Genomic DNA, 21,428 nt, shown 5'->3' with positions numbered 1-21,428 from the left:
AAGTTTTTTAAGAAATTTTTCTATAAAATTTAACTATGTTAATACAATTTATATTAATCATACCTTGGCAAATAAAAATTTGAGTTTTATGCAAAAAAAAGACCAACATATAAATATGTTAGTCCTCATTTCATAATTATCGAGCTAAAACTTCTGTCCATATTCTATCATATTGCTCAACGAAATCACCTGGGTCTCTAAATATTTCACAATCTTTTAATTCTTCAAATGTTGGATACACGATATCTAACATTTTTTCAGTTTCAGCATTTGGTGTGTAATACATAATATAATCTGCTGTCTTTTTAGCAATATCTTTTCCAGTCATATAATTAATAAACAATTCTGCTTCTTTTTTATGCTTGCTTCCTTTAGGTATTATCATACTATCAAACCAAAGGTTGCTTCCTTCTTTAGGTACTACATATTTTAAGTTAGGATTTTCATCTGCTAGTAACATTGCGTCTCCTGACCAAAATACTCCTATACTAGCTTCACCACTTAACATTTTGTCTTTTCCCTCATCTATTACATAAGCGAGAACTAATGGTCTTTGTTTTATTAACTCCTGTTTAGCTTGTTCTAGTTGATCTTTGTTTTTAGAATTAAATGAATATCCTAATTTTTTTAATGCAATACCTATTGAGTCTCTTGAGCTGTCAAGCATTAATATTTGCCCTTTATATTTCTCATCCCAAAGCACGTCCCAACTATCTATATCCTCTTTTATAACTTCACTATTATAAACTATTCCTACTGTTCCCCATAAATATGGGACAGAGTATTCATTTTTAGGATCAAAAACTAAATCTTTGAATTTATCATCTATCTCTTTATAATTAGTTATATTATTAAAATCTATTTTTTCTAACATATCTTCTTTTATCATTTTTTCTATCATATAGTCAGATGGAATTGCTACATCATAGTTAGTTCCACCTTGCTTTAATTTTATATACATATCTTCATTTGTAGTAAATTCTTCATAATTTACAGCTATATTATACTCTTGTTCAAAATCATCAAGTACTGTTTTGTCAATATAATCTCCCCAGTTGTATACATTTAATTGTACTCTGTCATCTCCAGAGCAGCCGCTAAAATTTACTAGCATAATTGTCATCACAATGCTTAAAACAATAATTTTAAGTTTGTTATTCATTATAACACTTCCCTTCTTTTTTCGTCTTTACTTGACCTAAAATTAATAATAAGTAATAATATTAATACACTTAAAAATAATAAAGTTGACAGCGCATTAATTTCTGGCTTAATACCTCTTCTAGCCATTGAATATATTGTTATTGATAGATTTGTCACTCCATGACCTGTTGTAAAAAAGCTGATAACAAAATCATCTATAGATAATGTAAAAGCCATTAGTAATCCTGTTACTATTCCAGGCATTATTTGAGGTATCAATACCTTTCTAATAGCATACATAGGTGTAGCACCTAAGTCTAATGCAGCTTCCATTATTTCCTTTGGGATTTGTCTAAGCTTTGGTAATACAGCTAATATAACATAAGGTATGTTGAATGTTACATGAGCTATAAGCATTGTAACAAAACCTAAAGGAATCTTTAAAAATATAAACAAAGCCATAAGTGATATACCTGTTATCAAATCTGGATTTACAACTGGAACATTATTAATGCCTAAAATAATCTTCTTTTTTATAGGTTTCATGTTATGAATTCCTAATGCTGCAAATGTACCAACTATGGTAGCTATTATAGATGATAGTATTGCTATTGTTAAAGTATAGTATAAAGCTTTCATAATATGCCTATCCTTAAAAAGACTTACATACCATTTCAATGTAAACCCATCCCATGAAGCTCTAGATTTTGAGTCATTAAATGAAAATACTATTAATACTATAATAGGTGCATATAAAAATATAAATATCAATATTGTATAAACAATTCTTAATTTACTCAAAACCTTATCTACCATAAAATATTTCCTCCATCATTATCTTTATCATATTTATTCAATATAGCCATAGAAATGAACACTATAATCATCATTATCATAGATATAGCACTGCCAAAATGCCAATCTCCTACTTTCATAAACTGACGTTCAATAAGATTACCTATCAGCATATATTGTCCTCCACCTAAAAGTCTAGATATAACAAAAGTACTAACAGCAGGCATAAAAACCATAGTTATGCCCGAGATAATTCCCGGTAAACTTAAAGGAAATATGATTTTTCTAAAAACTGTTAATCTATCAGCACCTAAATCCTGTGCTGCTTCAATTATATTATTATCCATTTTATTTAGTACTGTATATATTGGCAATACCATAAAAGGCAAAAAATTATATACCATCCCCATCATTACAGCACCACTATTATACAATAGATTATTCATGGGCTCAAAACCCATCATTTTTATAATACTATTAATAATTCCTTCTCTATTTAAAATAGTTAACCAAGCATATGTTCTCAATAAAAAATTCATCCACATTGGTAATAAAAATAACAATGATAAAATACGTTGTTTTTTAGGTTCTAAACCTGCAAGAATAAAAGCCATAGGATACCCTAATATTAAGCAGATTATTGTTGTTAAAACTGCCAATTTTAATGACCTGTATAATACTTTTATATAAATCGGATCAAAAAATTTCATGAAGTTTGTAAGCGTAGGTTTTAAATCTACAATGTTTTGTTTATTTCCATAAGTTATACTAAAAACTATTATCAACAATAATGGTACTACTATAAATATTAAACTCCATAAAACATAAGGATACGCTATCCATTTCTTGTTCACGCCATCACCCTCTTCATAACATGAATGTCCTGAGGCTCAACACTTAAGCTTAATTTACTGCCTTTTGTCTTTGATTGAGTACTATGTATCATCCACTGCCTACCCACATGATCTATCAGTAATATTTCATAATGAACTCCTTTAAATATTACGTTATTGACGATTCCTGAAAACATTTCTTCTGATTCAGGTACAAATTTTATATCCTCCGGCCTAATAACTACATCAACCTCTTCATTTTTTTCAAAACCTTCATCAATACATTTAAAAATATTTCCTGCAAACTTTACTCTATAATCTTCAAGCATTGTTGCTTTTACAATATTACTTTCACCTATAAACTTAGCAACAAATCTGTTTTGTGGTTCATTATATATATCAACGGGCGATCCTTTTTGTTGGATAACACCATTATTCATAACTATCACTGTATCAGACATAGTTAATGCCTCTTCTTGATCATGAGTAACATATATAAAAGTAATTCCAAGTTTTTTTTGCATGTTTTTAAGCTCTATCTGCATTTCTTTTCTAAGCTTTAAATCCAATGCTCCCAAAGGTTCATCCAATAACAATACTTTGGGTTGATTTACTAAAGCCCTAGCTATTGCTATTCGCTGCTGTTGACCTCCACTCAATGAATCAATACTTCTTTTTTCATAACCCTTTAAATTTACTAACCTTAACATAGCTTCAACTTTATTTCTAATAATTTTTTCTGAAATCTTTTTTATTCTTAATCCAAAAGCAATATTTTCAAATATATTCATGTGAGGAAATAATGCGTATTTTTGAAAAACCGTATTGATAGATCTTTTATATGGTTTAACATTATTTATATTACTGCCTTCAAATAGAATTTCTCCACAAGTTGGTTGTTCAAAACCTGCTATTATCCTTAGTGTAGTTGTTTTACCACAACCACTTGGACCCAATAAAGTAAGAAATTCATTTTCTTTTATACTCAAATTCAAATTATCTAAAATTCTCTCTCCATCGTATTCTTTATTAATGTTAACCAGTTTGATTATTTCTTTTTTCAAACCTTTCACCTCCTATATTAGAAATTTGGCGGTGTATTAATCCATAATACTTTAGCCTTCGTTTTACATGCATTTGATATATAATGGTCTTTATCAGCTTTAAAATAAAAGCATTCTCCCTTTTTAACCTTGTATTTTTCACTACCTAAATGAACAAACACACTTCCATACATAACATATCCAAATTCTTCTCCCTCATGAGGATAATCTATATTCGATCTCCCATTTTCTTTTAGTTCAAATAGAATTGGCTCCATAATGTTCTTTTGCGCATTTGGTACTATCCATTGTATTTCATAATTTAAGTCTTCATCCATCTTTACAAAATAATCATTTTTAGTAAACACTATTTTTTCTTCTTGTCTTTCATTAAAAAAATCTTGTAAATTAGTCCCTAGACTTTCTAATATATCTACTAAAGTCGCGATAGACGGTGATGTAAGATCTCTCTCGACTTGAGATATAAATCCTTTTGATAGTTCACTTCGATCTGCTAATTCCTCTTGAGTTAATCCATGCTTTATTCTTAGCCTTTTAATCTTTTTACCAATATTCATATTATCCACCTCATTAATTTGCAAAACAATTCTTTATTACCATCTTATAAACTATAGTTTAATTAAATTTTTCAAGCATAGAAAAAGCTTTGTATATAAGATTTTTTTATATAAATTTTTTCGCGGGAATACATCTAAATCAAAATATTTTATTCAAATATCCTAAGCATAGTTATTATATTAAATATAATGTTTACAATTACTAAACTTCAATCCATAAATATTATACAATCCTTTATATTAGTCGTCAATCATTTTTTTCTATGTTTTTATATATAAAAAAACATAGAATATAACAATGATACAAAATGCTTTAGTAAAGCCAAAATATCGTAAAAATACATTGATTTTTAGGGGGTTTTCAAAACAACGAAATTCAAGATACTCAAAATTTTTACAGTTAAAATCGTACTTATTGTATAATATATTCGAATAACTCAGTGAATTAGCTATTTTAAAATCCCCTTGATAAATCAATGATATTATAAAGGTATTGTACTATTATTTTTTTAAACCATCAATTAATACATTAACAGCTTCTATCTTTTGTTCTAATGTCACATCTTTATCAATATATCTCTCAATTGCCATTGCTTCTACAAAAGAAAAAATAGTATAAGACATCATCTGAGGATCAATTTCTTTTATTTCCCCATCATTCATAGCCATATTTAGCAAATCTTTAAACATACTTCTAATTTTCATAGCATTTTCTAACAAAATATTGTTTTCAAATTTATTTTCTCTTTTTACTAGTAACCAAAGTTCAACAAATATAATAATAATATCACTAATAAAATCATTAGATACTACTTCTTGTATAATTTTTTTTATTTTATCAATGGAATTTATGGTGTTATCTTCTTTTATTTTGTCAAATTTATGTATTATGGCATTTCTTTCGTTATCTACTACATATTTAAATATATCATCTTTATTTTTAAAATATTGATATAGTGTCGTTCTCCCCATTCCACACTTTTTAGCTATATCTAATAATTTAGTTTTGTGAAATCCTTTTTCTATAAAAACATGAACGGCTTCTTGTGCAATATAACTTTTTCTCTTTTCGTAATCAACTATTTTTGGCATACTAATCCCCTTTTTCGTCTGCAATATGAATTTGAAACAATATTTTGTCTTAAAAATACTTAGCCATATTATTCATGAAAATCATGAGCAGTGAACTCAAATCTTAATTTTGAACAGGAGCTAAAAGCTGTGATTTTCGTGAATAGCTTATTCATGAGTAGAGACAGAAATCTATGATTTCTTGTGAATTCATTTACTTTTAGGAAAGAACTAATAAGAAATTTATGAATAAAGTTCCTTCTAATTATAAAAGCTATAAGCTCGGACACCCTAATTTTATATTTAGGTTCTCTGCTCAAAATTCAAAATTATACAGCACACTATTCAAAGATACATGAATTATAAAGGTTTAATATTTTATAGTTCTAACTGTTTTATTATCTATAGCTTCTTTTATTAGTTCATCAATATTTAAATTGGACTCAGATTTTTCTATTGCTTCAAGCTTTGGTCTGGTTACTGGATGCTTTGGTGAAAAAACTGAACAACAATCTTCATATGGTAATATAGACGTTTCAAAAGTTTTTATATCTTGTGCTATCTCTATTATGTCTGTTTTATCCATTCCAATAAGCGGCCTAAAAACAGGTAGTGTTACAGAAGCATTAGTTGCATTTAATCCTTTTATGGTCTGACTAGCAACTTGGCCTAAGCTTTCCCCAGTAATCAATGCATCGTGGTCATTTTCTAAAGCTATTTTCTCTGCTATCCTCATCATAAATCTTCTTGAAATTATTGTCATTTGACTTTGAGGACAATTTTCATTTATACTCTTTTGAATGTTTAATATGTTAACACTGTGAATTCTCATATCTCCACAATATTGTGCCATTATTTTAGCTAATGACATAACCTTTTCTTCAGCTCTTTCACTTGTAAAAGGATAACTATGATAATGAACACAATCTATTTTAATTCCTCTTTTACTCATCATAAAACCTGCTACAGGGCTATCTATACCACCTGATAACAATAGGATTCCTTTACCATTTGTACCTACTGGAAGTCCTCCGTATGCTTTTATTTTTTCAGTATAAACATAACAAAAATCTCTAACTTCTACATAAACATATATGTCTGGATTATGTACATCAACTGAAATATCATTTACATTTTTAAGTATAACCCCACCTAAATCTCTTTCTATTTCCATGGAATTTAGATGAAATTTTTTATCTCCTCTTTTTGCATCAACTTTAAAAGTCTTTATCTCTCTTTTTTCACTTTCTTCTTCCATTACTTTTACAGCACATTCTCTTAATAAATCCATATCTTTATCTATTTTATAACATTTGCTTATAAGTACTATACCAAAAACTTTCTTAACAATATTAGCAATTTCATCTATATCTTCTTCTTCAGCTTCAATAAAAATTTTACTTCTATCTTGATATACATTTGTATTATCAAAGTTTCTAATTACTCTTTTTAAATGCTTTATTAATTTATTTACAAAATATGATCTATTTTTCCCTTTTAAAGCAACTTCTCCAAAACTAACTGATACTACTTTTACCAACAAAATCCCTCCTGTATATTAAACCCAGATTATTCATAGAAAATTAAAAAGTTATATGAATAATCAGGGTTAACAACTTTTTATTTTATACTAATTTGTATATTATTCCAATTCATCATTAAGTAAAACATAATGAAAATGGTCTTCCCATTTATTATTGATTTTCAAATATTTCCTTGATAAACCTTCCTTTTCAAACCCTAATTTTTTAACAACTTTTATGGATCTAATATTTCTAGGCATAATATTTGCTTCTATTCTATGTAAGCCGTAATCTTTAAACATAATATTTATACCTTTACTCAATGCTTCTGTTATAAAACCTTTATTAATTTCATCTTTATCTAACCTATAGCCTAAATAACAGGATAAAAAAGCACCTCTTACTATATTTGAAAAAGCAATAGTTCCAATGACTTTAGACATTTGTAAATCATTTTTCTTCATTATCCACAAACGCAACATATTACCTTGTTTAGCTTTAGTTAATTCATTCTCTAAAATTTTTTTTTGATAACTAATTGTAAAAAATTCATCATTCTTAATAGGGTCCCATTCTTGTAAAAATTTATTATTTCTAATGAAGTAATCAAGTACTATTTGAGCGTGAGTAGGTCTTAATACTTTAAGAATTAACCTATCAGTATAATAAATCTTTTCCAATAATCTCACACACCTTTCATAATCCCAGTTTATTTATAGAAAATTAAATACCTTTTATAAATGAACCTCATTCTTCGAATGAATAAGCGATTCACATAAAATCAAAGATTTTAGTTCTCTGCTCATGATTAGAAGATACCCATTAAATCCTCGACATACTAACTCGGTATGCCTTCGTATGTTATTTAGATGTACCTCAGACTACGTCTGAATAAGCGATTCACACTAAATTAAAATTTAGTTTCTCTGCTCATAATTCAGAAACTTACAGCATATTATTCAGCATTATATGAATAATCAGAGATAATCTATCTTTTCATAATTTTCCTAATTTCAGAAATACAAATTTTTAATTTATCAACTACGTAATCTACTTCTTCTTTATTATTATAATGCGAAAAACTAAATCTTATTGCTCCTTCTATCTCTTTTTCTTTCAATCCCATAGCTAAAAGAATTTTACTAACAGATTTATCTCTCGATGAACAAGCTGAGCCTGTGGAAATGAATATATTATAGTTTTCTAGATAATGCAATAACACCTCAGCTTTTGTTCCTAAAAAAGATACATTCACAACATGAGGAGCGCAATTTTCATCTATATAACTATTAAATCTAATATCTGTAATATTGCTTTTAACAGCATCTATGAAATATTGTTTTATTTCACTAACATGATCAATCTCATTTTTAAAGTTTTTATGTAAAATTTCAACAGCCTTACCCATGCCCACTATACCTGGAACATTTTCTGTACCTGCTCTTTTACCACTTTCTTGCCCTGCACCATAGACAACTGGTTCAATATTAATATTATTTGATAAATACAATCCTCCAACACCTTTTGGTGCATGGAACTTATGTCCACTAAAAGAAAAACTATCTATACCTAGTTTTTTTAAGTCTACTTTTAATTTGCCAAATGCTTGAATTCCATCAACATGTATTTTTGTATTTCTATTTTTAGCCTTTATTATTTTTCTTATTTCATCTATAGGTTGAATAGTACCATTTTCATTATTAACCATCATTATTGCAGCAAGTATTGTATTCTCTGTTATACATTTTTCTAGTTGTTCTAGATTAATTAAGCCAAATTCATTTGTATCTAAGTATGTTACCTCAAACCCATTTAATTCATAATATTTGAAAATATTCATAATAGAAGGATGTTCTATTTTTGTTGTTACAATATGATTTCCTCTCCTCTTAAGTTTGTTTATTATGCCCTGTACTGCAATATTATTACTTTCCGTACCGCCTGATGTGAAAAAAATTTCATTTTCATTAACATTCAAAAATTTGCTTATAATAACCCTTGCATTTTTCACCTTTTTTTCAACTTCAAAACCCATTCTATGTAATGATGAAGGATTACCATAATTCTTTTTAAACACATCTATAATTTCATTTATAACTTCATCTCTAACTCTAGTAGTAGCACTATTATCTAAATACACATTCACTATATCACCTCAAATACTTATTCACTCTAATTATTAATAAAATTTAATATACATTTTATTATCATTATTATTATCATTATATAAGAAAATAACTACTTTTGGAAGGATAAATGCTTAGTTTACTCTTTTTTAAATTAATAGTTATTAATTATATACAGGTCAATATATTATGAGCATTTATTTATAATAGCTTTTAAAACCCTACACATGAGTATAACTAAGAGAGCACTTACCGAAGAAAGATATGATGAGATATTGTAAATGCACAATAAAATGCTATCTACCATCAAGAAAGTAAAAGCTAGAGGAGTATATGTAATAGCAATAGCTAAAAAAGAAACAAAGAAGTAGTAAAATTCATTTGAATGGCACTTCAAAACATCCCCTAGACATTCATTTAATAGGGCTGACTTTTCAATGTTTTAAAAACCATTGTAAGATAGCCTCTTTTGTTTAGATTACAAGGTTTAAAAAAATATACTAAGGATGTAGTAGATTTCTTTATTATTTTAAGTCAGTTATAAATAAGCTTTAGTTTAATTTAATAATAGATAGGATTAGACACATTTTGTGAATTTTATGTAAAAAAGTATTATATGTTAATAGACTCAGGAAAATATTCGTAAACTGCCTTAATAAGCTGAGAACGATTTAAAACTCCTAATTTTTTGAATGTATCAGTCAAATGTTTTTTTACAGTATTTTTTGAAATAAATAGTTTTTCGCTTATCTCTTTATTATTTAATCCCATAAAAACTAATTTTGTTACTTCATATTGTCGGTTTGTAAGCTTATATTTTCCTTTTAAATCATTTTCATGATAACAATCTGTTTTACAACTTACTCCATTAGGATAAAGTAAAGCAAGTTTTTTTGATAGGTGTAAGTTGATAATTTGCATAATATACAAGTCTTTGTTAGTAAAATCATCCATATCTTTATCTCTAAACATGGTTATGGATCCTAATAACCTATCATTTGCAAATATACTAAAACCTCCTCCGTAATGTACACCTATAGATTGCATCCAATTTTTATAAATAATAGTTTGCTCTCTTAGATGGTCTGGAAGTATATTAGTATCCTTATATACAACAGGATGATCTAGCGACCATACAAAGTTTGCATAGTCTAAATGTAGGTAGTGTTTATAGTATTGGGTTAAATGTTTTTCACTTATATTTACAGAAATTGGATTAAAGAAACTAAAATTATAATTTTCATAATTACCTAAATCAAAAAAAGCTTTTTTATGCGGTATTAATACTTCTAATGACATTAAAAGGTTTTTAATCGCAGAATAACAGTCCTTTGTAGTATGAAGTTTCAAAACTATGTCGTTTATTAAACTCCATTCATTGTGGGATAAAGAAATCATTAATATTCCCCCTCAGCCTTAATAATTAAATTCATTTTTTACTTAAAACTTTGCTATATCAATATATAAAGCATTTACTAGTCGACTTATGAAAATAGCTAAAATCTAGAGTTTTATTATTTTATTTTATTATAAATCGCAATTCTCGTCAATAATAAACAATTTTTGTGAAATAACGTAAAAAAATAAAAATACTACTTTTAGGTAGTATAATAATACGTTTAGGTACTTTTTAGATATCTACTCTAAATGGTATCATTGTGTAATTTAAAAATAGAGAAATTAATATTATGATTATTATAGAAACTAAGATATTCATAAATAAATATTGAATGTTAAAAGAAATATATTATTTAAATATCAATGCTTGAGTGTTAAAATTGCTCTAAACTTTTGATATTATGAACAAAATATTGGAGGGATTATATGTCAAAAACAATTCAAAGTACACCAAAAAAAGATGGATATAGAATGCCGGCGGAGTTTGATACACAAGAGAGAATCTGGATGCTTTGGCCTGAACGTCCTGATAACTGGAGATTAGGTGCTAAACCTGCTCAAAAAACATTTGCAGATGTTGCGACAGCAATTTCAAGATTTGAACCAATTACAGTTTGTTGTAGCAGAGAACAATTTGCAAATGCTAGAGCGTTGTTACCTGAAGACGTTAGAGTGGTTGAAATGTCCTATGATGATGCATGGGTTAGAGATTGTGGACCAGCTTTCGTAAGAAATGAAGAAGGTGAAGTACGTGGTGTTCATTTTGGATTTAATGCCTGGGGAGGACATTATGATGGATTATATTTTCCTTGGGATAAAGACCAAAAAGTATCTCAAAAAATAATAGAAATTGAAAATTGTGACAGATATGATGCAACACACTTTATTTTAGAAGGTGGCTCCTTCAATGTAGACGGTGAAGGGACTATTATTACAACTGAACAATGTTTACTTAGTTCTGGACGTAATCCTGATATGACTAAAGAAGAAATAGAAGAAAATTTAAAAGAATATCTTGGATTAGAAAAAGTAATATGGTTACCTCGTGGCATTGATCCAGAAGAAACTAATGGACATGTTGATGATGTTTGTTGTTTTGCAAGACCTGGAGAAGTTGTAATAGCTTGGACTGATGATAAAACTCATCCATACTATGAAATATACAAGGAAGCTCGTAAAGTTTTAGAAAATACTACAGATGCCAAGGGTAGAAAACTTAAAATACACACTGTTCCATGCTTAAGACCACAACAATTTACTAAAGAAGAAGCAGATGGAGTTGACAAAGGTGATGCTATTCCCCGTATGGAAGGTGATGAATATGCTCCGTCATATATGAATTTCCTTATTGTAAATGGTGGTATAATCTGTCCTCAGTTTGGACTTGATAGTGATAAAAAAATAATTAAAGCATTAAGCAAAATATTCCCTGAAAGAGAAATTGTAGGAGTTTATACACATGAAATTATTCTAGGTGGAGGCAATATACACTGTATCACACAACAAGTACCTAAAAAATAATGATTTTAAAGTATATAACTGACTATCGCCTAAGGAATAAGTAGCGCCAGTAAATATTTTGACAAGGGGACGTCAGATCAATGCTGTCAACTTAAGAAATGACTATTTGATATTTAATTATTATACCATATAGTTTTACAAGTCTTAGTTCAGTATTCTCGACTAAAATAATCAAAATTCATATTATGAATAAGTGTTAATTCAAAGTAACATGTCTAATACCCGTTTTGTTATAAACAAAACGGGTATTCTTTTTATAAGAATTAATTATGTCATAAATTTTGGCTATATTTATTCCTACGCCTAATTTTTAAGCGTGGAAAACTTCTGCCAACTGAAGTCCGTTCTGATATAATCTCTGTAAACTACTAGAGGATGAATCAAAATTATAGCATGGCTGCTCATGAAAAATCAACTACTGTTTTTATCATCATCGGTCCAGTTGGAACTAATATAGGTGAAAATGCTTGGGTTGTAGTAAATCATCAATAGCACTGCCTTATTTTATAATATTAATATTTCATGGTTTGCATGACCTATTATGAATTGTTATAAATTTCCTGTTGATTATTATGTCGAAATTTGTTATAATTTATTATGGTTATCCCCCTGGTAACCTTAGAAATATATTTCAATACCCCTTTGAACAGTTTTATTTATGTATCGGTTCATGATTTACAAAAGAAGGCTCGTAAGAGCCTTCTTTTGTTTTTCATAAATATATGTTAAAATAGTTCTGTTATAAAAATTTTTTAACAGTTCAATTTTTATTAATACACAGTATTTTTTTCAAAATATATGAATAAACAAGTTTTAATGATAGTTATAAAGGGGGATTTATTATGAAAAAAAAGGTAGCAGTTATTTTTACTGGTGGAACAATATCCATGAAGGTAGATCCAAGAATAAATGCTGCAATTCCAATGCTTACTAGCGAAGAAATTATGTCTATGGTAACAAACATCGAAAAATATGCTGATATTGAAATTGTGAATTTTTCACAGTTACCAGGACCTCATGTAACACCTGAAATAATGTTAGAGCTATCTAAACTGGTTAATGAAATTATATTAAGAGAAGATATTACAGGTATTGTAATAACTCATGGAACTGATACTTTAGAAGAAACTGCATACTTTCTAGACTTAACTGTGAAATGTATTAAGCCTGTTATTGTTGTTGGAGCCATGCGTAACGGCTCTGAATTGGGTTATGATGGTCCTAGTAATCTATCCGCTGCCATATGTACTGCTATATGCGATGATTCATGTAATAGAGGTGTTTTAGTCGTTATGAACAATGAAGTAAATGCAGCTAGCGAAGTTACTAAAACCAATACTTTATCATTAAATACATTTAAATCTCCACAATTTGGTCCACTAGGTATTGTAGATAATGACGAGGTACTATTTTATAGAAAAACGAAAAATCACATGCATATAGATATAAAAGAAATCACAGCAAAAGTAGCGTTAATAAAATGTGCATCAGGTATGGATTCTGATATTATAGATTTCTGTATAGAATCAGGGTATAAAGGCATTGTTATAGAAGCATTAGGACGAGGTAATGTACCTATTGGTATGGTTGAAGGTATAAAAAACGCACTACTAAAGGGGCTCGCAGTGGTTATTGTTTCAAGATGTCATACAGGTAGAGTTTTGGATACTTATGGATATCCTGGTGCTGGTAAAGAATTAAGAAAATATGGCGTTATATTTGGTGATAATCTTCCAGGACAAAAAGCTAGAATAAAGCTATTATTAGCTTTAAACTTTAGTAATAATATTGATACTATTAGAGAAATGTTTGAAAATGATATATATATATAATGAGGTAATTGTTTATCAATTACCTCATTTATTTACGTCAATTATAATATGTAATATAGTGTTTAAATTTTTATTATTAATCTTGTTTAATCTATGACATCCATTATTTCTATATCTTTAGCCTTCATTAAATCACAAAAAATATCATCAACTTTTACAACAGGTCTTGTAGGATTATTCTTATCAACATATACAATTTCCCCTATTTCACCGTTGTTTAGTTTAACTATATTGCCAACATAAAAAGCTGATATATTTTTTAAAAATAGTAATGATATTTTAGGATTAAGTACTCCAAAGCTATCATGTGAAATCTGCTCAGCAACTTTGAATGGCGAAATTTTATTTCTATATACTCTTGAAGACGTCATTGCATCAAAAACATCACAAACAGCTATGATCTTAGCAAATTCATGAATTTTATCACTTTTTAATCCAAAAGGATATCCAGAACCATCTTCCCTTTCATGATGTTGTAACACACCATACATTACATTTTTGCTTATACCAACAGTATTTGATAAAAGCTCATATCCGTAAACAGGATGTTTTTTTATAATCTCAGTTTCTCTTTTATCTAGCTTATCTGGTTTATTTATAATATCTGCTGATATTTTCAATTTGCCAATATCATGAAATAATCCAGCCATAAATAATTGCTTCATTTCAACTTTAGAAAAACTCAACCATTTTCCTACCATTGTCGATAGTATTGAAACATTTATCGAATGTTTGAAAGTATAATCATTATCGTCCTTTATCTGTCTTAATTTAGCAAGTATATTATCGCTACTGTACAACTCTGAAATAATTTCATCAGCTTCATTATTAATTTCAGAAACGAGTATTTTTTTTCCAATTTTCACGTCTTCAAAAACTTTTTTAGCTTTACCGTTAAGCTTACTATGATTCTCCACAAAAGTTTTTGCCTTCTCCCCACGTTTTTTTATTTTTTCTTCATCACTGTAAGTTTCATCAATAATATAGATATTATCTATACCCATATTTTTCATATGTAGTATAAGATTTTGATTCAAAACAGTTCCTTTTGTTAATACAGTAATTCCTGTAACTTCATTTATTGAATCTTTACTCAACACCATTCCCTGTCTAGCATCACCCATTCCAATATGCTTCAAAATATCACCTACTTATATTATATTAACGTTCATCTATTTCAACTATTATTTACTTCGACATAAACTTATTTTTTTCCTTTTATAAAATAGATATTTTTTATTAAAATGTAATATTCTTTTATTTTTTTAATAAGTACTTCATGATAGTTACTTTATAATTTTTTTATTTTTCACAATAAATTTTCCTACTATGTAAGTCAATAAAAACGCTATAACTAACCTAAAGCTTAATAAAATATATCCATTTGCTCCTATAGTTGCAAACAGCAATGTATCCTCAAATACTGAATGACAAGCTATTAAAAATATCATCAAAAGGTATAAATCTTTTTTTGAAAGTTCTCCTTCTTGACTACTGTTTATAATAATACCTGCACCGTAAGATAATCCCAATATCAAACCTATTACCAAAGGAAATATTGATTTGTCTGAAATATTTAGTATTTTTGATATTGGTTTACAATAATTCGATATTTTATCTAAGACATTTAAATCTTTTAGTATTTCAGTAACTATCATAAGGGGTATTATAATTTTAGCCATAGTTATTATTGTACTAAAGCTTAATCCTAAAACCTCTTTAAAATAAGTTATAAATAAGTCCATCATTAATCACCCTAACCTTTATTACCATCTATTGTGAAACCATTCTATCTTATTGTTTTGCAAAATTTATATTTGCATCATTAAACTATAATATAATATTCAAAGCTATACCTGAAATTATAGATAAAGACAATCTTATAGCAATAACAATCAGTACACTTATACCTGTTTTTTTAGCTACAGCACTTTCAACAGGTAAACTATGTGAAAAAGACAACATAACCGCAATTATCGTTGCTTGCTTAGCAGTTAATGTCAAAGAAGTCATAGCTCCTATAGCTGCATATATATTTAAAATATTCCCAAATACTAAAACTAATGATGCTTCCCCTGGTAATCCAAATATTTTCATAAAAGGTTCAAAAATCAAAGAAATCTTATTTAGAATATGTATATACTTTAAAAAAACTATAAGAAAATGAATTGGAACTATTACCTTTGTAAGTAACCAAGTCGTTTTGATACCTTTGATTATGCCTCTTTTCAAGGTATTTACAATGGGTTTATCTTTAAAGCTATCAATCAACATATATCAACCTTTCCTTATTTTATGAAACCATTATAACATAAATTTAGATAATATAATATTAAACCTAAATTATTGATTGATAACTATTAAGGAACAATTTTGAGTCACTTCTACTAAAAAAATAATTCGTGCAATGATTCTTAGATTCTTTCATCTCTCCTTTTTGTTATACATATATACCATATTTTATTCAGCAGCTTCAATACAAAAAAACTGTCTCAAATTAGAAAATACTTTCTAATTTGAGACAGTCTCCTATTATCAATATTTGTTTCAATTCTATGCCAATTCTTGATTATCCGTTATTAAATTACTCCATCTACCACATTTATCTCCCCATCTAGCTATCACTTTCTTATTTCTCAAAATTTCTATAACTTCACACATGTTTGAGCAATGATTACACTCAAATCCATGGACTACAAATGCATTGTTAAATACTGCATCACTCTTAAAGTTAGTTTTTTGATCTTTTGCAACTTTTTCTTTTGCTAATATTGCTGAACCTATAGCTCCCATAACATCATAATTTTGTGGAACATATATTTCAGCATTTAGAGATTTTTCAAAAGCTTTCTTTATACCTATATTAGCAGCAACACCACCTTGAAAGAAAATTGGTTCCTGTATTTTTTTCCCTTTTCCAACATTATTTAAATAATTTCTAACTAAAGCTTCACATAATCCATTTATAATATCTTCTTGGCTGTGTCCTAATTGCTGTTTATGTATCATATCAGATTCTGCAAAAACAGCGCATCTACCTGCAATTCTTACAGATGTTTTTGATTTTAATGCTAGCTGTCCAAAATCTTCAATTTTAACTCCTAATCTTGCAGCCTGCCTGTCTAAAAAAGAACCAGTACCTGCAGCACATACAGTATTCATTGCAAAATCCTGTACCACACCATCTCTTAGAATTACTATCTTTGAATCTTGACCACCTATTTCTAATATCGTTCTAACATTAGACTTAATGTTTATAGCAGCAATTGCGTGAGTTGTTATTTCATTCTTCACTATATCAGCTCTTAACATAGCACTTGCTAAATATCTACCACTTCCTGTTGTTCCTACTCCTTTTATATATCTTGCTTCATCTTCTATTAATTTCATTCCCTCTTGAAGTACAACTATTGGTTTACCCATAGTTCTAAGGTAATATTTTTTTACTACATTTAAATTTTCATCTATCAAAACAATATTTGTACTAACTGACCCAAGATCAACCCCAAGATATAGATTTTCCACTGTTAATCTTCTCCTTTCTATTTCTTAATAAATCTACAAAAGCTTCTATTCTTGTGAGATATCCAGCTTCACCAGTCATCTCATCAACTATAAAAGTCATGATAGGTATGTTATATTTCTGTCCAATTGAAGGTAATATACTTGCTGCAACAATTTCAGGCATACAACCAAACGGATAAATCTGAATAATACCATCATATCCGTTTTGAGCATATAACACACTCCCTCCCACTGTCTCTCTTCCATGACCTCCTACCAATGTTTTTAAATATGGTCTTGCTGCTTTTAATATTTCTCTTTCTTGACTCATGCCTAATAGTGATTTTACGGTAAGATGATTTTCTACCCATGCACTTGGAGAATGATATCTATGAACTAATACATTAAAATTACCTAATTTTCTTTCAATCTCTAAATTAACAAATGGCTCTATTACACTATATATTTCACCAACTATTCCTATTTTAATAACATCTTTAGAATTTTCTTTTATTCTATCTAAATACTTTGCAGTTTTTGTTATATTCTTAATTATTTCCCTAGAACCTTTACAATTTTCTACTCTATTCATATAGTCATCCATTATTTTATCTATTTCACGTTTATTACTTGCATAAGCTCTTTTTCTATTTGATAACTTTGTAAGTTCATCAGCCATATATACAATATGCTTGCCTTTTAAAAAACATTTTACGATATCAATTTTATTTTTTGTACTTAGCTTTCCTGTATTTGCAATTATATTTTTATTACCACTGCTTGGCGGGTCAACAACTATAAAATTAACGTTATAACCCAAATCCTTAAGTATCTCTTCTTCTATAACCGAATATAAACCAAATCTACAAGGTCCTCGACTACCTGTAATTAATATTGTATCAGCACCTCTTTTAATACTCTCTATGTAGTTCCCAATATTAATTTTTAGTGGTAAACATATAGTTTCTGGTGAATATTTCGTACCTATTTCTAAAGTTTTTTTATTGCATTTTGGAGGAATTATAACCTCGTAACCTAAATCTTCTACTACTGCCTTTGCACCAATATATGCATTACCCATGTGTGGAAATGTTATTTTCATAATTTTTCCTCCATTCTAACATATCTAGAAAAGCTTCTAGTCTAGTGTTAAATCCAGCCTCACCAGAATGTTCATCTATTACAAGAACTGTAAATGGAACCTTATTTTTTATACATTTTCGTTGAATTATATCTATAATTATTGAATCCAAGCCACAACCAAATGATGATAGATATATTATTCCATCTACCAAATTTTTTTCTATTGCATAAAAACATGTGCCAACTATTTTGTTTCCTGCTGACCAAAAAATTTTTCTCTTAATTTGATTAATATATTCATCTCTGTGCTTTGATAACATTTCTGGTGTTATAATATGCACTTTTTCTTTACTTAGCTTGTTTATTAATCCCATATTAAGATATTCATCATATATATTATATGAGTGTCCTGCAACCATGATTTTAGTAGAATGATTATAATTGCTTATATTAGCATCCATAGCATGAGACAACATTTTATTTTGAAATTTATCTTCATATCGTTTTAGATCCATTAAACCATTATTATAGGCCTTTCTAATTTTGCTAATATTATGTGTGAATTTTCCCCCAAGTTTTAAAATTGCTGCTTTATATAACTGTTTTCTCAAATTTACCTCTACATCAATTATTTCAGGTAAATCTTTTACCGAATGCTTAACCATAGATGGTAATCCAAGTATCTTAGGACATTGATATGTTTTTTTCTCTACACTTATTATTTTAGGGATAAATATATAATCAACTCTATCCTTTAAATTCATAACTTGCCCATGAAAAAGTTTAACAGGTAAACAAGCATCATCTATACATTTTGATACTCCATCAGTTAATATTTTTTTATTACTTTTATCAGAAACAATAACATCTACGCCAAGTTCCTCAAAAAAAGTTTTCCAAAGGCTTACATAATCATAATACAAAAGCCCTCTAGGTATTCCCACTTTCAACTTAATCCCTCCTAACTACTCTTATATTATGAACAGTAAACAGTTTTTTTATCCAAAATAATACTATGTTATTTAAACTTTAAATTGAAATTCAAAAACTTCAAAAATATTTTTTCATTTTTTGTTTTCAATACAATAAGAGGCCATCATGAAATAATAATGATATCATTATTATTTCATGATGGCCTCTTTATATTATTAACTTTTAAAATTTTATATTTTATTTATCTATAATAGTATAAATCAATTCAATATAATATTTTAAATCCTCTTTATCACTACACATTTCTAGTGAGTATTTTATATAATCTACAAATTCATCTATTGTATCAAACGGTATACTTATTAATGACAATAACTTTTTCATTCTGTTTTTTTTCTCATTTTTATTCATTTTAGAAATACTTCTTAATATATAATCAATAAAATTATCTATTAACAATTCTAAATACTCTTTATTTACTAAATTATTATTATCTTCTGAAATAATAAACTCTTCAGGTTGGATAATTTCATCCTTATAATATGCAAGCAAATGCTCCGTTTTATTTATTTCATTCAATATTTTTTCATTGTTAATTTTTCTACTTATCAATTCATTAATTATTTTGCTTAGTTCTATATTTTTCTTCTTGATTTCATGATTAAGCTTATTTATATATTTGTTGTTCTGCTGAATATACCTATCTCGTTCTTTACTTTTTTCTATTTCTAATATGTTTAATAAGTATGGCTTTTTATTATATAAATCACTTAAACCATATTCTACGTCTATCATAGATAATATTATGAATCTATTAATTATAAGTCCTAAAATTCTTATAATTTCTGAGATATTATTCATTTCATCTGAAATTCGTAAAATTTCTTCATGTTTATTTAATGCTGCTTCGTATGATAATTCCTTAAATTTAATCATTTTTAATTCTTCAACATAAAAAAAATACTTTTCGAATTTTATACCATATTTTGGGTGCAAGTGTCCGTTAAAAAAATATTTATACGTAGAAATCATTGTTTCACAAAATTTATTTGATTTTTTTAACATACTTTTTCTCAAACCATTTCTTACTAAACTAAAATATTTATCTTTAGCTAGATATAATGGAATAACATTTATTATTTCAGGTATGTATGTTTCAACCATTTTAGGATTATTATAGTATTTATTCTTGAGATGACTACATAAAACGAAAATATCCGTTTTATTATTTTTGTTTATATTATTAGACCTTCTTCTTATAATACTTAAAAGTATCTCATTATAATAATCTATTTCGTTTATATATATGGATAACAAAAAACTTAATTCTCTAATATTATCTCTAACAATTTTATAATATTTAATCTGTTCAATATCAAATTTTTTTGTACTATCAACCTTGTATAATTTTTTTATATAATTCAAAAAAGTATCTCTTATGCTCAAAATATTTGTGTATTCACTTTCTACACCTTTTAAAATATCTTCATTTAAATTAATATAGTCTTCTAATTTGATTATATAGTTAAATAATTCAATAACTGATAATTGTCCAATATTATATTTTTGAATGTTATTTATTTTAAAAAACATATTTAATAATTCTTCAGTTTTAATAGTATGTACTCCTTCTTTTTTATTCATAGAATCACCTTCATTATATTATCCAATACTCACATTATTCATAGAAAATTAAACACAATACCATATTTGTATATGAATAATCAAAGAATATATATTAATAGTTTACTATTAATATTCTTATTTTTCAAGCTTAGAAAAATAGAAGCCTTAATTGACTTCTATTTAAAATATGTTTAATATTTTAACCCTGATTATTCATATAACTTTAAATAATGTGCTGTATAATTCTGAATTATGAGCAGAGAACCTAAATTTTAATTTAGTGTGAATCGCTTATTCAGACGTAGTCTGAGGTACATTTAAGTTAACCTTCGAAGGCATACCGAGTTGGTATGTCGAGAATTTAATGGGTATCTTATAATCAAAAGGATGCAATTACGTAATAATTGCAACACACCGTT

General features: G+C 27.5%; 19 protein-coding genes. 2 read left to right on the top strand and 17 right to left on the bottom strand.

What is annotated here, in order from left to right; all coding sequences use genetic code 11:
* Positions 1-136: 136 nt before the first annotated feature.
* The 10 genes from AYC61_RS06695 to AYC61_RS06650 form a co-directional block, all read right to left on the bottom strand.
* On the bottom strand, positions 137-1,162 hold the full coding sequence (locus AYC61_RS06695; RefSeq protein ID WP_066498491.1) for an ABC transporter substrate-binding protein: 1,026 nt from the start codon (positions 1,160-1,162) through the stop codon (positions 137-139).
* Complete coding sequence (locus tag AYC61_RS06690; protein ID WP_066498489.1) at positions 1,162-1,959, bottom strand: ABC transporter permease; 798 nt, start codon at positions 1,957-1,959, stop codon at positions 1,162-1,164. The genes AYC61_RS06695 and AYC61_RS06690 overlap by 1 nt, the downstream gene beginning before the upstream one ends.
* Entirely contained in the window at positions 1,953-2,792 is an 840-nt protein-coding gene (locus AYC61_RS06685; RefSeq protein WP_066498486.1) for an ABC transporter permease, read from the bottom strand. The genes AYC61_RS06690 and AYC61_RS06685 overlap by 7 nt, the downstream gene beginning before the upstream one ends.
* Positions 2,789-3,835 (bottom strand): spermidine/putrescine ABC transporter ATP-binding protein, encoded by a 1,047-nt coding sequence (potA, locus tag AYC61_RS06680; protein WP_066498482.1) that lies wholly within the window; start codon positions 3,833-3,835, stop codon positions 2,789-2,791. The genes AYC61_RS06685 and potA overlap by 4 nt, the downstream gene beginning before the upstream one ends.
* Before the next feature lie 17 nt (positions 3,836-3,852).
* Entirely contained in the window at positions 3,853-4,392 is a 540-nt protein-coding gene (locus tag AYC61_RS06675; protein ID WP_066498480.1) for a helix-turn-helix domain-containing protein, read from the bottom strand.
* 501 nt (positions 4,393-4,893) lie between these two features.
* Positions 4,894-5,484: a TetR/AcrR family transcriptional regulator gene (locus tag AYC61_RS06670; protein ID WP_066498472.1), complete on the bottom strand. Its 591-nt coding sequence runs from the start codon at positions 5,482-5,484 to the stop codon at positions 4,894-4,896.
* Positions 5,485-5,833: 349 nt separating this feature from the next.
* A complete protein-coding gene (gene thiI, locus AYC61_RS06665) occupies positions 5,834-7,003 on the bottom strand; it encodes a tRNA uracil 4-sulfurtransferase ThiI (protein ID WP_066498468.1) in 1,170 nt (389 codons plus the stop codon).
* Positions 7,004-7,105: 102 nt separating this feature from the next.
* A complete protein-coding gene (locus AYC61_RS06660) occupies positions 7,106-7,666 on the bottom strand; it encodes a GNAT family N-acetyltransferase (protein WP_066498466.1) in 561 nt (186 codons plus the stop codon).
* Between the two features lie 308 nt (positions 7,667-7,974).
* Positions 7,975-9,132, bottom strand: a complete 1,158-nt coding sequence (locus AYC61_RS06655; protein WP_066498465.1) for a cysteine desulfurase family protein — start codon at positions 9,130-9,132, stop codon at positions 7,975-7,977.
* A 592-nt stretch (positions 9,133-9,724) separates the two neighbouring features.
* Complete coding sequence (locus AYC61_RS06650) at positions 9,725-10,510, bottom strand: response regulator transcription factor (protein WP_066498463.1); 786 nt, start codon at positions 10,508-10,510, stop codon at positions 9,725-9,727.
* A gap of 426 nt (positions 10,511-10,936) precedes the next feature.
* Here AYC61_RS06650 and aguA point away from each other — a divergent pair, with 426 nt between their 5' ends.
* Positions 10,937-12,031 carry an agmatine deiminase gene (gene aguA / locus AYC61_RS06645; protein ID WP_066498460.1) on the top strand — a complete coding sequence of 365 codons (1,095 nt, stop codon included), beginning with the start codon at positions 10,937-10,939 and terminating at the stop codon, positions 12,029-12,031.
* A gap of 842 nt (positions 12,032-12,873) precedes the next feature.
* Positions 12,874-13,863 carry an asparaginase gene (locus tag AYC61_RS06640; RefSeq protein ID WP_066498456.1) on the top strand — a complete coding sequence of 330 codons (990 nt, stop codon included), beginning with the start codon at positions 12,874-12,876 and terminating at the stop codon, positions 13,861-13,863.
* A gap of 86 nt (positions 13,864-13,949) precedes the next feature.
* On the opposite strand, the gene AYC61_RS06635 is transcribed toward AYC61_RS06640, so the two are convergent.
* From AYC61_RS06635 to AYC61_RS06605, 7 genes are all read right to left on the bottom strand, one after another.
* Positions 13,950-15,002, bottom strand: coding sequence for an HD-GYP domain-containing protein (locus AYC61_RS06635; RefSeq protein ID WP_066498452.1), 1,053 nt, complete (start codon positions 15,000-15,002; stop codon positions 13,950-13,952).
* Between the two features lie 147 nt (positions 15,003-15,149).
* Positions 15,150-15,608, bottom strand: coding sequence for a nucleoside recognition domain-containing protein (locus tag AYC61_RS06630; RefSeq protein WP_066498451.1), 459 nt, complete (start codon positions 15,606-15,608; stop codon positions 15,150-15,152).
* 85 nt (positions 15,609-15,693) lie between these two features.
* Positions 15,694-16,137 (bottom strand): nucleoside recognition domain-containing protein, encoded by a 444-nt coding sequence (locus tag AYC61_RS06625; RefSeq protein ID WP_066498446.1) that lies wholly within the window; start codon positions 16,135-16,137, stop codon positions 15,694-15,696.
* A 279-nt stretch (positions 16,138-16,416) separates the two neighbouring features.
* The gene (locus AYC61_RS06620; RefSeq protein ID WP_066498443.1) at positions 16,417-17,388 is read right to left on the bottom strand and encodes an acyl-CoA dehydratase activase; all 972 of its coding nucleotides are present in this window, start codon (positions 17,386-17,388) and stop codon (positions 16,417-16,419) included.
* On the bottom strand, positions 17,363-18,469 hold the full coding sequence (locus tag AYC61_RS06615; RefSeq protein ID WP_066498440.1) for an acyl-CoA dehydratase activase-related protein: 1,107 nt from the start codon (positions 18,467-18,469) through the stop codon (positions 17,363-17,365). Before AYC61_RS06615 ends, AYC61_RS06620 begins: the two co-directional genes overlap by 26 nt.
* On the bottom strand, positions 18,441-19,394 hold the full coding sequence (locus AYC61_RS06610; RefSeq protein ID WP_242866757.1) for an acyl-CoA dehydratase activase-related protein: 954 nt from the start codon (positions 19,392-19,394) through the stop codon (positions 18,441-18,443). The genes AYC61_RS06615 and AYC61_RS06610 overlap by 29 nt, the downstream gene beginning before the upstream one ends.
* A gap of 226 nt (positions 19,395-19,620) precedes the next feature.
* On the bottom strand, positions 19,621-21,027 hold the full coding sequence (locus AYC61_RS06605; RefSeq protein ID WP_066498433.1) for a hypothetical protein: 1,407 nt from the start codon (positions 21,025-21,027) through the stop codon (positions 19,621-19,623).
* Between the last annotated feature and the right edge of the window lie 401 nt (positions 21,028-21,428).

This window comes from Abyssisolibacter fermentans, from assembly GCF_001559865.1.
GTDB classification, from domain to species: Bacteria; Bacillota; Clostridia; order Tissierellales; family MCWD3; genus Abyssisolibacter; species Abyssisolibacter fermentans.
The sequence above is the reverse complement of the archived record's forward strand: the minus strand, read 5'-3'. Positions and strand labels throughout refer to the sequence as shown.

Coding starts and splice junctions, on each gene's coding strand:
- aguA (WP_066498460.1), top strand. CDS start 10,937: ATGTCAAAAACAATTCAAAGTACACCAAAAAAAGATGGATATAGAATG.
- AYC61_RS06695 (WP_066498491.1), bottom strand. CDS start 1,162: ATGAATAACAAACTTAAAATTATTGTTTTAAGCATTGTGATGACAATT.
- AYC61_RS06675 (WP_066498480.1), bottom strand. CDS start 4,392: ATGAATATTGGTAAAAAGATTAAAAGGCTAAGAATAAAGCATGGATTA.
- AYC61_RS06670 (WP_066498472.1), bottom strand. CDS start 5,484: ATGCCAAAAATAGTTGATTACGAAAAGAGAAAAAGTTATATTGCACAA.
- AYC61_RS06625 (WP_066498446.1), bottom strand. CDS start 16,137: ATGTTGATTGATAGCTTTAAAGATAAACCCATTGTAAATACCTTGAAA.
- AYC61_RS06690 (WP_066498489.1), bottom strand. CDS start 1,959: ATGGTAGATAAGGTTTTGAGTAAATTAAGAATTGTTTATACAATATTG.
- AYC61_RS06615 (WP_066498440.1), bottom strand. CDS start 18,469: ATGAAAATAACATTTCCACACATGGGTAATGCATATATTGGTGCAAAG.
- AYC61_RS06650 (WP_066498463.1), bottom strand. CDS start 10,510: ATGATTTCTTTATCCCACAATGAATGGAGTTTAATAAACGACATAGTT.
- AYC61_RS06605 (WP_066498433.1), bottom strand. CDS start 21,027: ATGAATAAAAAAGAAGGAGTACATACTATTAAAACTGAAGAATTATTA.
- AYC61_RS06630 (WP_066498451.1), bottom strand. CDS start 15,608: ATGGACTTATTTATAACTTATTTTAAAGAGGTTTTAGGATTAAGCTTT.
- AYC61_RS06640 (WP_066498456.1), top strand. CDS start 12,874: ATGAAAAAAAAGGTAGCAGTTATTTTTACTGGTGGAACAATATCCATG.